Origin of the sequence: Bacillus sp. FSL K6-2861 (assembly GCF_038630725.1) — a bacterium.
GTDB lineage: Bacteria > Bacillota > Bacilli > Bacillales > Bacillaceae > Bacillus > Bacillus velezensis.
Genome location: NZ_CP152037.1, coordinates 1902430 through 1915810, shown reverse-complemented (window position 1 = coordinate 1915810; position 13381 = coordinate 1902430). Strand labels below are relative to the sequence as shown.

Genomic DNA, 13381 nt, shown 5'->3' with positions numbered 1-13381 from the left:
CAATTTAAATACTCACCATGATACTGCTTCTTCAATATTTAATCCAAAGACATTCAAAAAAAGCTCAAAAAGATAATTAGATTCCTTTTCTCCGCCGCAATACTCTGGTGATAATGCAACAGTAATCATATCCCATACCCACATATTATCCCTGATATTTTCTAGTTGTGTTATTATTGAATCTTCTGGTAATAAAACGGCGTTTGAATTGTAATCATTAAAATTTTTATTAAAAAAGTCTAGATCGAGGTCGAGGATTACACTTGTCCCCTCCGTCTCTTTATACCACCTGTGTCTTAGGTTTTGTTCATAATGATTATATGAATATGCTCTTTGGAAAGTATCATTTTGTTCAATGTGCACGCTATCGTCACTAATAGTGAAACATTTTTTTATTGTCCCTATTCTTTGTGCTGGCAATATAAATTCTGAAACATCTAATTGAGATGCTACTTCTTTTGCCTTCAATTCACTGTCAATACCTTTTGCATTTACTGGATTATCACAGTAATCAAGATGTGCGTCTATATGGATTAATGATGCACCAGGTTGAATATCCCCCCGCAATCTTCCTATCTCCCAAGCTGCAAACGCAAAATTGTGGTCTCTCATTATAAATATTTTCTTGTTAGGAAAACTTATACGATATCCTTCTTTAATTATTTCTTCGGTCATTATAACCCCCCTAATTTTTATAAATTATATCTTTTTAAATCTTCTAAAACTCTATTATGATATTCGGGATCTTCTTCTATAACATCATATACAATTTTAGTTTTCGTGTATTTGTCAGTCCAAGACATATCAAATGTATCTTGTGAACTCACTAATAATATTTTCTTGATGTTTTTAAAAACGGTAATATCCTGCATTAACTCTTCTCTCAGCTTTTGTTTTGTCAGAGGCATAAGAGGATAAACAATAGCAAAGTCCAAATCATTCGGTGTATTCCCCCATGTGCTTTTTGTAATAGTGTCGATATAAATTGAGCTTCCGTTCAAATTATAAGGAATTCCTGTTTTTAAAGCACGTGAGGCCTGCATAAATTCCTTGGCATTATTTAAGCTACTTGTTCTAAGCATGATTTTTGATCCAACAAAATTCTCTGTTATTGTTTTAAGTACAAGTTCATGTTTCTTATACATGTTCGTCCCAGTTACTAGAGCAATTTTTTCATTTGATTCAATAAAAGTTAGTATTTTTTTAATAGCTTGAGTCTTATTGTTCATTAATTATCTCCTTTGGTTCCTTTTTTTAAAATCTTAAAGGTACATTTCTTCAGAACGTACGTTTCTTCTGACCAGTTTTTTGGTTTTTTCATGCTATTCATTAAAGCCGCTTCCATTCAACATACTCAAATCGTTGCTGATAAAGGTCTTCCAGGATTGCGGCCCATTCAACCCAGCCGTCCGCAACAATGCTTTTCTTCTCCCCATCCTCAATCCATTCAATCCAGTACACCTAAAAACTCCTCACCTAGTAATAACTTCAATTTGTCTTATTGTAGAAGTGGCTTTAAACTGTATATGCAGCTCATTTGAGACCACTAAAGCCTCTGACATTGTAGTGAACTTAGAAGCGCCATGAAGCCCCTTAGAAGTCTTATAACCACTTCCATCTAATTCAAATGATTTAAAGAAATCATCATTTTCAAATTGAATAACAAAAAAGTTATCGATAACCGGCATAGCTAACTCCTCTTCAGCAGACCAGCAATTTTTATGACCAGTGGCAGCAATCCAATTAATATGTAAAACACCATAATATTTATTTTATTCTTAAAGAACAGTTCAATCATATTCTGCTCCATACCTGGTGAAAATGAATCAATCAGTTCCTGCTTAAATTCTTCATCATAAACTTGATCAACGAATAAGGCCTTAAATCCTGTCAGAAAGCCGACCCCAAGCCAGAGTATTAAAAAATACGCTATTCCAATCAAATTAAAACCCTCCTTATATACATCGTCTGGTATTATAGTAGTGTTAAATACTTTGTGTAGGTGAAATTTAATGGAAGAGAAAGATTTTGAGGCTAATGGCTACGATGTAACAATTGTATATGATTATAAGGAGTATCCCGATGTTAAATATGGTCGCTGTGACAACTGTGATTACGCTTTATTCAAGAGTTCAGTGAAAAGTGGTGTATTTTTGCGCGAGTGTCGTAGGTGTGGTATGAAGAAGAGCATTTAGTTTGATGCTCTTTTTTATTTCACTGGAATCATGTAGCTTACATATACTTCAATTCCGTCTTCAGTTTTATATTCCGCAATTTTGTCTGGATCCGATTCAATCTTTTCAATAAGCCGCTTTGCACTTTTATTGCCCTTTTCACTATTTGCAGCAACAATCCAAGACCAATAATTCCATTCAGTTATGCAGGGCTTAATCTTTTCTGGTATTTCATGACCTATTGTGTAAACCTTTATCATGTATACTCCCCTCCAAAATACTTCTTTGTTCTTAATACATACGCCTCTCCAAAAAAAGTCTGTAACGTGTTAAGGTTAATCAAATTGCTTAAGGATGTGTTTTCATGTTAAAGGCTTCAAAAATTTTCATTTCTTTTATGGCATTACTACTAGCCGTGTATTCCCTGTTTAATCAAAGTGGAATCCTGTTGATTTCTCTTCAGGTATTAGTTGCAGTTCTTTTTATCATAGTCGGGTTGGAATTGCTTTCAAAGAAACAAAAGAGCTATGGATATATCTTCTTTGGAACATCTGCCCTTATACTTGCCGTGAACATTATTAAATTCATGATTTAAACCTCAGATGATAGTGCCTTTATGTATCTCAATCTCTTGTTGAATACATAGTCTTCAAGCCTATTTCAACTTATAAGTTATTCTTATCTCATTATTTAATCCAATTTGCCGGTGGAACGCTCAATACTCGATATTGTTCATCTAAATAAGCATGTTTCCTCTCCCAATCACTTTTCTTCCATGCTTCTTGATTTGTGTATGATGGATATATAGGTTTTGGATATTCACCGTTCACCCATCCCTCTTCAATATGATTTAGCTTGGCTTCGTTGACTTTATCATCGTATTTGTACCATACAGTTATCATTTTAGCTGCCATAAGTCATCCTCTCCTTTTAAAATCGCAGTTTTATCATTTTACTATTCTTAAAAACAATGATCCCGACCAGGAAAATTTCAACATGCTCAAATCATGCTCTATATTAATGATGTAAGATCGTAACCTCATTCTAATATCATCTGTTTTCATTTCTGACGAATTGTATTTTCTTGTTAACTCAACTATATTCTTTAACAATTCTCTGTGCTCTTTTTTATAATCAACCCCTTTATTTTGAGCAATTTTTTCAAGGAATTGCAAATATTCAGAAGGAATTGTCTGATTATAAGTAATGTAGTTTTCAATTTTATATAGGGATGTTTTTATTGAAACTAAGGCATCTTCAATTAATGAATCGTAAATTTTTAAAGAAAAAAACAAAATCAATTGATAAGCAGTGTAAGAAAAAATCATATCTCTCGTAGAAGAAAAGACAGTTCCATCGGCTACATATCCTAAAATTTTCATTACAATTAAAGAACCCAAGTATGCTTCAAATAAATATATTAAGATATTAACAATTAGACGTAATACAAAGAAAGGATATTTGTTCTTGATGTAAAGGCAAAATAACAAAAGTGCCAATATTATAAATATCTTGTTACTAATGATTCCTATTAATAATTGCAATCAATCACTTCCATTTTTATATTTGGATGAAAGACTGGTTTCATTACAACTTAATCAATCCTTGAGAACAGCTCGTTCAGTACTCTGTCAGGATCAATACCATTACTATCTAGATTTTCACTTAGCTGCCCCAATAATAGGGCAATCTCATCTCGATTAAACTTAAATTCTTCCTTGTCTAAGTCTAGTAACAGTTCTAATGACTTCACAACTTTAACAATTTGGACTGGTGAAAGATTTAGTTCGACTTCCTGTTTCCTGTCGATTGTAACTGGAACAGATAATAAAGAAGAAGGGACTTTTAAGCTTCTGCTTCCGAAAAGAATTCTAACCATTTGGCCGGTCAATTCGTAATACTGGCCTTCTAGTTTTCCTTGAGAACCTTTTTTTCTTATCAAGGCAGCTTTATCTGATGACCCATTATAATAATTATCATGCAGCAAAACTTCAGTACCGGCAGTCAAGCTTTGTTTTTCTTCTTCAGAAAGTTCGCTTATTTTAACCCATTCTTTATCACTAGCCAATTAAAACCCACCTTAATTATATTTTTCAATGATTCTTGAAGCAGCGTCATTAAAAGCTGTTTCTGGGCACTTAGAATTAAAAATATTTAATAGCTTTTCTTCAGTGAATTCCCTTTTCATATCCGCAATCATTTGGTTTTCACAGTCATAAGAATTAAAACTTAAATGGGCTAAATCACTGAGCGAAGATGATTCTCCTTCTGGGAGTTGAATTTCATTTTGGCGGGGATTATACATATAAAAACCACCAATATATTTAAAGCTTTTAGATATCTCCATTTTATGAATTGTCGAGTCGTCTAAATTTAACTCTGATATGAACTTATACATTATGTACTCTCCTTCATTTATTAAGATGAAAGAATGATTTTATTAAATCTCTTCGCAATAATCTTTAGCGTATTTAGAATCGGCGTCACATACAGCTTTATCACCTTTCATCAAAGTCAACACTCCCTTCCAATGCTTTAGGGATAACACATCACCTATTGCCGCCCCGGTTTCCCATCCTTCAGGAATGTCCACTACTACTCTATATCTGCGTTTCATAGTACACCCCCTCACCATCTTGTTTTCATTCGGTTAGCCTTTATTTAGACAGGAAAACACTTCTGCAGAAGTCAATTTAATTTCATCAGCAAATATAATCAACTTCTCTAAATCGTCTTTATCAAAGAACTCGGGGTCAGTATTCTTAAGAGTTTCATTTGCATTATTTAGCATTAAAAGCAATTGCTCAACTTCTTCAAATGGGTTCGAGTTTCTTGTTTCCATATTTATCTCCTTATTAAGTTAAAAGTACGATTTTATGTAGACCTAGAAATTTTGTAAGTATTTACTGTTCTTGTAACTTTAGTATAACATGATCACTTTAAGTGATCAATATCTTTTTAATCTTTTTTGTAAATCAACAGCTCATGCAGCTCAATGTCTAAATATGTACATACTTTATCAAGCAGATCCCTTGGATACCGCTCCATTTCGTCATGATAAAGCTTCCTAACTGTGTTAAAACCATGGTCAATATCATTGGACAGCTTTCGAATACTGATATTCCTTTCGTCTAATATCGGCTTTAGATTTGATTTAATCAATTTAACTACCCCACATTCATTATATATGATCACTTTAAATTATCATCATATGCATAAAAAAGGTCAAGGATATACCTTGACTATGTATTAAGCCTACCAATCATCATCCGGCTCATCATGTTCGAATCCATAAAAGCCTTTAATCCACACATCTCCGCAGCCGGCTCCTTTTGTGATCAATAAGTAATGATTTCTGTTTGCATCACCATTCACCTTATCAGCCGCGCTCAAGTTCAAATGATTACCCGTGAAATTCTTTTCACTAAGGGTAAAATCATAACCTGCCAGTGTAATTCTTTGGAGTTTAAAATTTAATGTACAACCTTCAGCATTGTAAATGGTGAACCTGTATCCCAACTTAGTTGGCCAATACTCGAGATTGGTGTCATCAGCCATAAAAAAGCCCGTTTCATTCTCAGTCATTTTAAAGCTGACCTTATGTTCATCTTTTGTAATCTTGGCCAAAGTACTTCCGCTACTCAAACACCAAGTTAAAGACACAGCAGCAATGCTCAAACCTAACTTTTTCATTTCCCCACCCCCTTCTTCCAAATTATACTACATTTAAAAAAGGGGGTGGTCTATAATAGGATGTCATCACAGAGACTTTTTATTTTACTTCTTCTGCGCCATATTCAATAAAAGATTCGACATCTTCTTCGTACTCAGCAATGGCTTCTTCTTCTGTTAAACCTTCTTGTTGCATTCTTTCTTCAACACTTAATACTCTACAAATCACTTCGTAATCTTCAAACGCTTCAAAGGCTTGCTGCCTAGCAATATTAATAGCCTCGTCATAACTATCAAAATCAAAAGCTTCTTCATCTCTTGTGATATCGTTTATTGAACCGCCCACGCCATAGAAAAGTTTATATTTTGTCATGTTGACCTCTCCCATTCGATAATTTTATTTTCATCTTGTAAATTAAGTATACAACGACTACTTAAAATAGTCAATAATTTATTTTATATTTATTCTTATTTTTCAGCCTTAAATTTAATAAGGTCTCCTCCTGGGTAAAATTAAAATATTCACATCTCCAAACCTACCTCATAATTTCTGTATTTTCCTACCTGCTTCTTTTCCATGATTTATATCGGTACTTAGCCTAGGAAATGAAACTCCTTCTTTATCTGTGTTCACCGTGATACAGCAAGATATACATGTATCTATGAGTATCTATGTGTGTCTATATATATCAATATCATCATAAATCACACAAAAAATTATATAAAGAACAAAAATATTCATTTTAAAGAACATTTCTTCCATTTTTATGATATAATCATCACTGCTTATAGGCAGCCTTACTGCTTATTCGCCATATGGTATAGGAAAGAGGTTCTTTTAATGAACGTAAAACACTCTAATTGTTTCTTTGTTATCAGGCTGTTTGCTGCTCTGTGTGTGCTGGTTGGTCATGCTACAAGAGATCTAAACATTTCTGTCTTTGGTTACACCCCAGAGAGTAAAGCAATATTTCACACCGGCATATCAATTTTCTTTTTTCTAAGCGCATTTTTTCTTTTCACTTCTTATGAGAGATCCAAGCTTAAAGGAAATAATATAACCGATTTTTATTGGAGCCGAATCATTAGAATTGCCCCTGCTATATACACCTATGCTCTTGCCTCCACTGTACTGTTAATTGTTCTAGGAGCTCTTTCATTCTCAGTATTCACTGCTAAAGAGTACTGGATATGGCTTCTGAGCAATCTTGTGCTATACCCTCAATACTTCCCTGACATATTCCATCATATTGGCACAGGTCGCCTTAACGATTCACTTTGGACAATTCCTGTTCAAATTAGCTTTTACTTGGTGTTACCCGCAATTTATTGGTTTTATAAACGTTTCGGATTCAAAAAAATGATTCTTTGCTCTTTTGCTGTTGCCACCTTCAGTGTGTTGGTTTCTTTCATAATTTTAAAGTTCTGGCCTGGCAGTATGTTCGGTAACCTGTACTTACATTCTTTCCTGCCACAGATGTTTTATTTGACATTAGGCATCTTCTGGGCAAAGGCATGGAGCAAGTCGCCGCAACATAATGTTTTGTTTTTATCTTCTGTTATTTTATTTTTACTTATTAAGGTAGACCCCATACATCTTAGTTCAATAAACAGCACACTATGGAGCTTTTTATGGTTTGTGCCTTTGAGCTACGCAATCATTTGGTTCGGTTACAATGGGCCGAAGATATTGTGGCAGCTGAACCGGTTAGACGATATCAGTATGGGAATTTTCATATGGCACATGGTGATCATCAACATCTTCTTATACACTGGAATTAATAAAACATTGTCTGATTACCCGCTGATTATAGTTGTAATTGTTGTCACTGCTGCAATCGCATTTCTTTCGTACAGAATAGTGGAAAAACCTGCTCTTAAATTACGTAATATCAAGAAAAACAAACCAGTCAAAACAAGGATTGCGAGCTAACTGCAAGGGCTGTTCTTATGTAGGCAGCCCGAATCCTATTTAGCATGAAATGGTGTTTTTATTGAAGTTATGCTTTAGAATACTAGAGTCCTATCCAATGACTTTGATATTTTCGCTTTCACAAGATGGACAGTCTTCATCAAAGTCATCGCCATTCCATTTATATCCACACTCTTCACACGTGATAAGTAAGCTATCCATTTTATCTCCCCTTTTCATTCTGTTTCGTAAACAACAGATGTCTTTTCATTTTCTTTTACTGTCTGTACCACAACAAAGCCTGTATTATTAAAAATTTCTCTATAATCTTTAGGATTATGAATAACATAATGCTTAAATCCAAGTTTGTTTGCTCTCTCATTTGCAAGATTGATTGCAAAATCTTTGCTATATCCCATTACAACCCCTTTTTCATTTCTTGTAATTGTTTGTATACTTGCTCTATGCCTTTATGGCCATTATATTTCCCCTCTCTTTAACTACTCAGTTGGCCTAATTAATCGTTCAATCCCTTTTACATAATCAAAAAAATCGTCTTGGTCGTCAAGAATGTCGAACATGTCATGTTCGCCTGTAAAAAGCCATTGTGGATTCTCACCATTTGTTTGAATCTCCATTATAAAGGTGGTATCGCCTTCTACAATATCTTCATCTTCTTCGATCTCATAATGATACTCAATCAATTTTTTTAAAGCTTGACTATCTTTTATTTCTTTTGAATAAAATATTAACCCCTGATCTTCATACTCCTTTAATTTAAAGCCATTATCCAGTAAAAATTGAAGGACGTTTTCATTTAAAGTTGTCATAATTATTTCATCTCCCATTCAAGAATTAAAAAATACTAACAACCTCCTGCATAAGCAGGAACGCTCAGGGCTTAATGTGGTTTATTCTCCCCCTGAGGAGCTAGATGACATGGGCAAGTCTTTCTCTGTATAATTCGGTTGTAACTCGACTATCTTCAATATCGAACAAAATCGTTCTCTTATCTTTTCCCATTACTTCTGCTAGAGTCTCTATTTCATTTTGAGAAAAACTATTTAAAGTGTCCTTTCTATTCTTTGTTATATACTCTGAAACTTCTATAAGAGTCCCTTCGAACATCACTTCGCCAAATTTAGATACTGTACAAATATTTTGGTTTCTTTTAAAGATTGTGTATCCGTTAATCTCTTCTTTTTGATTGTTGCTGATTTCTTTAATTTGATGAACTAATGTTTTCATTTCTCGTTCCCTCGTTTCAATTTTTTCTATACTTTTAATTATATATTGACTACTTTAAATAGTCAACTGTTTTTTGGCAGGTATTTGCTTATTTGGAATGGCATGAAACTGCTGTTTTATTTTGATTCACTTATAACTATTTCAGTTGCTGTAGCGTTTGTCTTGCTTTTTCTAAGTAAGCATCATCATTAAAGATTCTATACAAAGTCATATAATCATTATGTTCATCAAGAATTTGGTCTACTGTTCTTGTCTCTTTGAAAATACACTCCTTTTCAGTAGCTTTTTCTGTTTCTGCTTTTTTGGATACATCGCTGCTCTTTTGTTCGATTTCCCCTGATTGCTCTAAAAGCTGAACAATGTCCATGCCAACTTTGTAATTTCTTTTGCCAAATTGGATGGTGGCCTCGCCCCAAAACATTTGATAATCAACCAGTATCCCTTGAGATCCTTTTTTCTTTAAAACTCTGTCCCCAGAAATCGTTGTGTGATTTTCTGTTAATATAACAGTACTTCCAATTAGATTATGAAGTTCTTTTTGAGACAATTTTTTAAGTGTTGTTTTCATTTTAAATATCCCCATTCTGTTTAAAATATGAATTTTATTTTATTTTTATCCTTGAAATATGTATGCTCCGCTGTTGTTTTAACTTGATTTAAGTATAGCATGACCATTTTAAATAATCAATACTAATTTTATTTTTATTCTAAAAGTGCGTATTTTATTATGATGTAAGCATGAGAAGCTTCGATGTATCCAGGATATAATAAGAAGCGTTATTTACCGTTTCACTGTAAGATTGCGCACCCTCAAAATCATTAATTACGTCTTTTTCTTCTGCTGTCATATCCTGATATTTCACTTTGCCATATGAAGGAGGAAGCCAATTTTTCTTTTGACTGCCAAAAATATTAAATTTCTTCAGAATTTCCATATCTTTAAATTCAATATGACATGTTCCTTTTTTATAGAAAGTTACATAGAAGTACTTTAATTCTATTTTTTTCGTTTCACCGTAATGCTTAGCTAGTTTTAGAGTTTCATCTATGTTTATGTCTTCTGTTAACCCATTGTCAAGATAATTGAAAACTTTTTCGATATCTTTCAACTTTTCTAAGACCTTGTAGTCTGTTGGACTATATTGACCGAGCCAACTACAATACCCGTTTAGTGGAATAATTATTTTTTTATTAATTTTATATGATTTATTTGTTTTCCACCCATTATATAAGTGCACATTTTTTGATGATTCATCATAGTAATGCTTGTGGCTAAATTCTTCAAAAAGGTTAAGTATTGTATCTTCTACGCCTTGGGTCATCTCTTTGCTCATCTGAATTCTTAACGTATAGATATTGAATAAAGAAAAATCATAGTCTTTCAATTCCTCAACGTGCTGCAAGTACTTTTGTTTCAGGTTGCTTGTGAAGAGCCCCATAAATTGATCATTGTTAAATAACGTATTCCAATACTTCGCCCTAATTTGTTTTATATATGCATTCTCTATGTCATTTTCTTCGGTATTCTTATCAATTAGCAGCTTCAATATTGGAGTACTGTCATCATTGAAACTATGCAGCATTAATGGTTTTAAACTGTTATATTCATTGATTAATTTTAAACCCGCTTTGATTTCATAATTGAACTGTTCTACAATTCCTTTTATAAAGTCTGCATTCACTAACTGTGTTGCTTTATAATCGGCACTAATTTTATGGGACTCATCTTTTTTCAATTCTTCTATTAGAACGCTGTTATATTCTTGTTTTTCAATGCTTATGTATATTAACGCCGTTTCAACTTCTGTGCTTCGCTCTGAGTTCGAAAAAGCGTTTTGAATGTATTCAACTTCTGCATTTATTTCCTCTAGCTTACGTATAAGAAATTTCCTGTCATTTGAATACGGATTTTTTAATGTTTCGGCATTTAGTAAGCAAACAATTTGGCCGGATCTTTGTTGCTTTTCAATTAATTCAATCGCCTTTAATAAATGTTTAACACCGTTACTAAAAGGTGGATTCATAAAAATCAAATCATACTTCTTGTAAGTGTTAAACGTCAGAAAATCATCTGCAATCACTCTGTAATCTTTGCCTTTAAGTATGTGTCGTAAGTTTTCATATTGTTCAATTGTATCAATGTCATATTTCGAATTCCTTCTATAGTTGCTGGTGTTTTTAAATTGAGTATAAATGGCTTCTACTAAGTTTCCTTTACCTGCTGACGGCTCCAGAACAGAGTTAATGTACTTCCATTCTACTTTAGATGTCATTTTTCGGATTAACCGTGGTGGTGTTGGATAAAAATCCGGATTATCTTTAAACATTTTTTGTTCTCCCCTTTTTAGGGAATGAGATGTTTCCCCATCCCCTCATTAGTTTATAGATTAGGCTTATATGTGTTGATTATTGGTTTAAAGCTTTTTTTATTTAAGTAACCTAAAACCTCATCAAATTGTCTTTTGTCACAAGAGTAGTACTTACTATGAATTATTTTCATTCCATCTGGTCTAACCTCTACATTATTCAATACTGTTTTGGGCAGCGAGTGCCACCCTTTGAACATCAATAATTCTGAATAGAAGTGACGATAATATAATTTTCTTTTATTTTCAGGCTGGTATGTCAACTTGACTGCATTATCATATTGGGCATATTTAGTTGGCCGGTAACTGTCATATGTTATTCTTTCAGTAATTAAAGATCCAAGATCAGATATGTAAAACAGAGTATATTTTTCACCTTTTTCAAGATCAGCGCTTTTAAATTGTTCTTGAATGCTGTCAACTTCATGGAGAATTCTGTATAAAGCAGTTTTTAATTTTTCTGTATTTACTTGTTGGATAAGATTTTTACTCAATTTTAAATTATTCAATTTCAATTTTTCTTTAAGTGAAGTTTTATATGCGTCCCAGTTTTTATTATTCCAGGTTGCAAATATATTTAATTCTTCAATGACTGAGTTAGAAAGATCTTCTATTTTTCCCGCTTGATATTTTAACTCCTGCAATTCTTCTTCTTTTAACGCTTGCTTATGAGAAATCGCCTTTTCAATTTTTGCATTATCCACTAAGCCAACATATCTCGCATAAGAATGGCCTTGAGCGTCTATAATAAATTGCAATTTCCCTCCGTAGTACGCTCCTACGCCATATAAATTCCATTTGACTGTGTTCTTTTCAAGATCGTCCATATTGTAATAATCAATCATTGAGTTGATTCTGTTGTCTTCTGTAAAACTTCCACCGGTTTCGGCAAGAAAATCAAAATCATTTAAAAGCAAGTTAGAAAAGTTGTTTAAAGCTTCTTCAGTATTGAAATGTACTTCTTTTGTAATTTTCACATTTTCAAGTCTGTAGTCACCTTTAGCAACCTCGTCTTTGTATTGATCAAGTGTTTGATTTTTGTTTAAGTTGGCAAACTGTGCATCAATAACAAAATACTCTTGATCTTCATTCAGTTGTTTTACTACAATGCTGCTATAGATATTTTCGGCTTGTTTCTTTTCTTCTTTTTGCCGTCTCTTATATTCAGCATTTTTAAACTCTTGCTCTTTTAAATATTCCTGAAGTTCTTTTTCTTTTCTCGCTTTCTCGGCTCTTTCGAATTCTTCCATCTTTGAATCAAACAGATTCATATCTTCTTTAATTTCTTCTGTTTGTTCTGTCACTGTGTATTCCCAATCTAATGAAACACGACCATAGAAATTGTAACTGCCTGCGTAATCAGTGTATGGATCTGCTGGGCTGTAGCAATGGCGATAATTGTTTAAAAGACTGTTGCAATAATCATAAATCGCAGTCAAATAAGCTGAGCCTTTTTCATAAGGGCTTGCTTTGATTTTGATGTTAATAGTGCTATGTAAATAGCTTCCCCCAGTAGTAACAGAGAATTTGCATTGTGGGAAACGTTGTCTTATATGCTTTCTTATTTCCTTTGCCATTTCTTTTACTTCTTGTTCCTTATTTACTTCTAATTCACTCCATTGTGTTGCATCCCACAGACTCATATTTACACCCTTAGCTTTCTTTTTGGTTTTTGTGATTGTTTTAGAAGATGAGATTTCTTGTTTAGTGACACCATTAGCGACCTGCATTGATTTTTCTGTCCGTTTGCTCCACCAACATTTTTTGAATCCAGAGTATCGAAAACCGTTTGATTTAAGATGAGTTAAAACCTCTTGTTCTGGTTTACTATCAAAATAAAGTTCAATTCCGTTTAACTCTTCGTTAATTCTTAAAACAGCTGTCATTTTCAACCTCTCCATTCTTTATTACAATTTTATTTTTATTCTAAATGTATGTAATCCTTTGACTTGATTTAATTTTAACATGATCACTTTAAATATTCAATAGTTATTTTATTTTTATTCTAA

23 protein-coding genes are annotated in these 13381 nt (G+C 33.1%); 2 read left to right on the top strand and 21 right to left on the bottom strand.

Annotated features, from left to right (window positions below; translation table 11 throughout):
* Nucleotides 1-12: 12 nt before the first annotated feature.
* From NYE62_RS09285 to NYE62_RS09265, 5 genes are all read right to left on the bottom strand, one after another.
* On the bottom strand, nt 13-675 hold the full coding sequence (locus NYE62_RS09285; protein WP_014470151.1) for a UPF0489 family protein: 663 nt from the start codon (nt 673-675) through the stop codon (nt 13-15).
* A gap of 17 nt (nt 676-692) precedes the next feature.
* On the bottom strand, nt 693-1229 hold the full coding sequence (locus NYE62_RS09280) for a hypothetical protein (RefSeq protein ID WP_014470150.1): 537 nt from the start codon (nt 1227-1229) through the stop codon (nt 693-695).
* A 100-nt stretch (nt 1230-1329) separates the two neighbouring features.
* Nucleotides 1330-1461, bottom strand: coding sequence for a hypothetical protein (locus NYE62_RS09275; RefSeq protein ID WP_014417905.1), 132 nt, complete (start codon nt 1459-1461; stop codon nt 1330-1332).
* 11 nt (nt 1462-1472) lie between these two features.
* Complete coding sequence (locus NYE62_RS09270; RefSeq protein ID WP_342497409.1) at nt 1473-1688, bottom strand: hypothetical protein; 216 nt, start codon at nt 1686-1688, stop codon at nt 1473-1475.
* Nucleotides 1689-1690: 2 nt separating this feature from the next.
* Nucleotides 1691-1942 carry a hypothetical protein gene (locus NYE62_RS09265; protein WP_147785901.1) on the bottom strand — a complete coding sequence of 84 codons (252 nt, stop codon included), beginning with the start codon at nt 1940-1942 and terminating at the stop codon, nt 1691-1693.
* Between the two features lie 70 nt (nt 1943-2012).
* Between NYE62_RS09265 and NYE62_RS09260 the strand changes: the two genes are divergently transcribed.
* Complete coding sequence (locus NYE62_RS09260) at nt 2013-2195, top strand: hypothetical protein (RefSeq protein ID WP_342497408.1); 183 nt, start codon at nt 2013-2015, stop codon at nt 2193-2195.
* A gap of 14 nt (nt 2196-2209) precedes the next feature.
* Here the strand turns inward: NYE62_RS09260 and NYE62_RS09255 are convergent, their stop codons facing one another.
* The 10 genes from NYE62_RS09255 to NYE62_RS09210 all read right to left on the bottom strand — a co-directional run bounded on the left by NYE62_RS09255 (nt 2210) and on the right by NYE62_RS09210 (nt 6219).
* Complete coding sequence (locus NYE62_RS09255; RefSeq protein ID WP_020954140.1) at nt 2210-2434, bottom strand: hypothetical protein; 225 nt, start codon at nt 2432-2434, stop codon at nt 2210-2212.
* A 426-nt stretch (nt 2435-2860) separates the two neighbouring features.
* Nucleotides 2861-3088 (bottom strand): hypothetical protein, encoded by a 228-nt coding sequence (locus NYE62_RS09250; RefSeq protein ID WP_020954141.1) that lies wholly within the window; start codon nt 3086-3088, stop codon nt 2861-2863.
* Between the two features lie 33 nt (nt 3089-3121).
* A complete protein-coding gene (locus tag NYE62_RS09245; RefSeq protein WP_020954142.1) occupies nt 3122-3718 on the bottom strand; it encodes a hypothetical protein in 597 nt (198 codons plus the stop codon).
* A gap of 50 nt (nt 3719-3768) precedes the next feature.
* A complete protein-coding gene (locus NYE62_RS09240; RefSeq protein WP_020954143.1) occupies nt 3769-4242 on the bottom strand; it encodes a hypothetical protein in 474 nt (157 codons plus the stop codon).
* 12 nt (nt 4243-4254) lie between these two features.
* Nucleotides 4255-4572, bottom strand: coding sequence for a hypothetical protein (locus NYE62_RS09235; RefSeq protein ID WP_020954144.1), 318 nt, complete (start codon nt 4570-4572; stop codon nt 4255-4257).
* A 42-nt stretch (nt 4573-4614) separates the two neighbouring features.
* Nucleotides 4615-4791 (bottom strand): hypothetical protein, encoded by a 177-nt coding sequence (locus NYE62_RS09230; RefSeq protein WP_342497407.1) that lies wholly within the window; start codon nt 4789-4791, stop codon nt 4615-4617.
* Between the two features lie 33 nt (nt 4792-4824).
* Nucleotides 4825-5016 (bottom strand): hypothetical protein, encoded by a 192-nt coding sequence (locus tag NYE62_RS09225; protein WP_342497406.1) that lies wholly within the window; start codon nt 5014-5016, stop codon nt 4825-4827.
* A 116-nt stretch (nt 5017-5132) separates the two neighbouring features.
* Entirely contained in the window at nt 5133-5336 is a 204-nt protein-coding gene (locus tag NYE62_RS09220; RefSeq protein WP_014470137.1) for a helix-turn-helix transcriptional regulator, read from the bottom strand.
* Between the two features lie 93 nt (nt 5337-5429).
* Nucleotides 5430-5867: a hypothetical protein gene (locus tag NYE62_RS09215; protein ID WP_199022564.1), complete on the bottom strand. Its 438-nt coding sequence runs from the start codon at nt 5865-5867 to the stop codon at nt 5430-5432.
* Between the two features lie 79 nt (nt 5868-5946).
* A complete protein-coding gene (locus tag NYE62_RS09210; protein WP_113766192.1) occupies nt 5947-6219 on the bottom strand; it encodes a hypothetical protein in 273 nt (90 codons plus the stop codon).
* A 468-nt stretch (nt 6220-6687) separates the two neighbouring features.
* On the opposite strand from NYE62_RS09210, the gene NYE62_RS09205 reads away from it, so the two are divergent.
* Entirely contained in the window at nt 6688-7779 is a 1092-nt protein-coding gene (locus tag NYE62_RS09205) for an acyltransferase (RefSeq protein ID WP_342497405.1), read from the top strand.
* 215 nt (nt 7780-7994) lie between these two features.
* On the opposite strand, the gene NYE62_RS09200 is transcribed toward NYE62_RS09205, so the two are convergent.
* The 6 genes from NYE62_RS09200 to NYE62_RS09175 form a co-directional block, all read right to left on the bottom strand.
* Nucleotides 7995-8177, bottom strand: a complete 183-nt coding sequence (locus NYE62_RS09200; RefSeq protein WP_342497404.1) for a hypothetical protein — start codon at nt 8175-8177, stop codon at nt 7995-7997.
* Between the two features lie 81 nt (nt 8178-8258).
* Complete coding sequence (locus NYE62_RS09195) at nt 8259-8588, bottom strand: hypothetical protein (protein WP_342497403.1); 330 nt, start codon at nt 8586-8588, stop codon at nt 8259-8261.
* A gap of 100 nt (nt 8589-8688) precedes the next feature.
* A complete protein-coding gene (locus NYE62_RS09190) occupies nt 8689-9006 on the bottom strand; it encodes a hypothetical protein (RefSeq protein ID WP_342497402.1) in 318 nt (105 codons plus the stop codon).
* A 136-nt stretch (nt 9007-9142) separates the two neighbouring features.
* Nucleotides 9143-9574: a hypothetical protein gene (locus tag NYE62_RS09185; RefSeq protein WP_215601717.1), complete on the bottom strand. Its 432-nt coding sequence runs from the start codon at nt 9572-9574 to the stop codon at nt 9143-9145.
* A gap of 157 nt (nt 9575-9731) precedes the next feature.
* Nucleotides 9732-11333 carry a DNA N-6-adenine-methyltransferase gene (locus NYE62_RS09180; protein WP_342497401.1) on the bottom strand — a complete coding sequence of 534 codons (1602 nt, stop codon included), beginning with the start codon at nt 11331-11333 and terminating at the stop codon, nt 9732-9734.
* 53 nt (nt 11334-11386) lie between these two features.
* Entirely contained in the window at nt 11387-13258 is a 1872-nt protein-coding gene (locus NYE62_RS09175; RefSeq protein ID WP_253600103.1) for an LPD29 domain-containing protein, read from the bottom strand.
* Nucleotides 13259-13381: the final 123 nt, after the last annotated feature.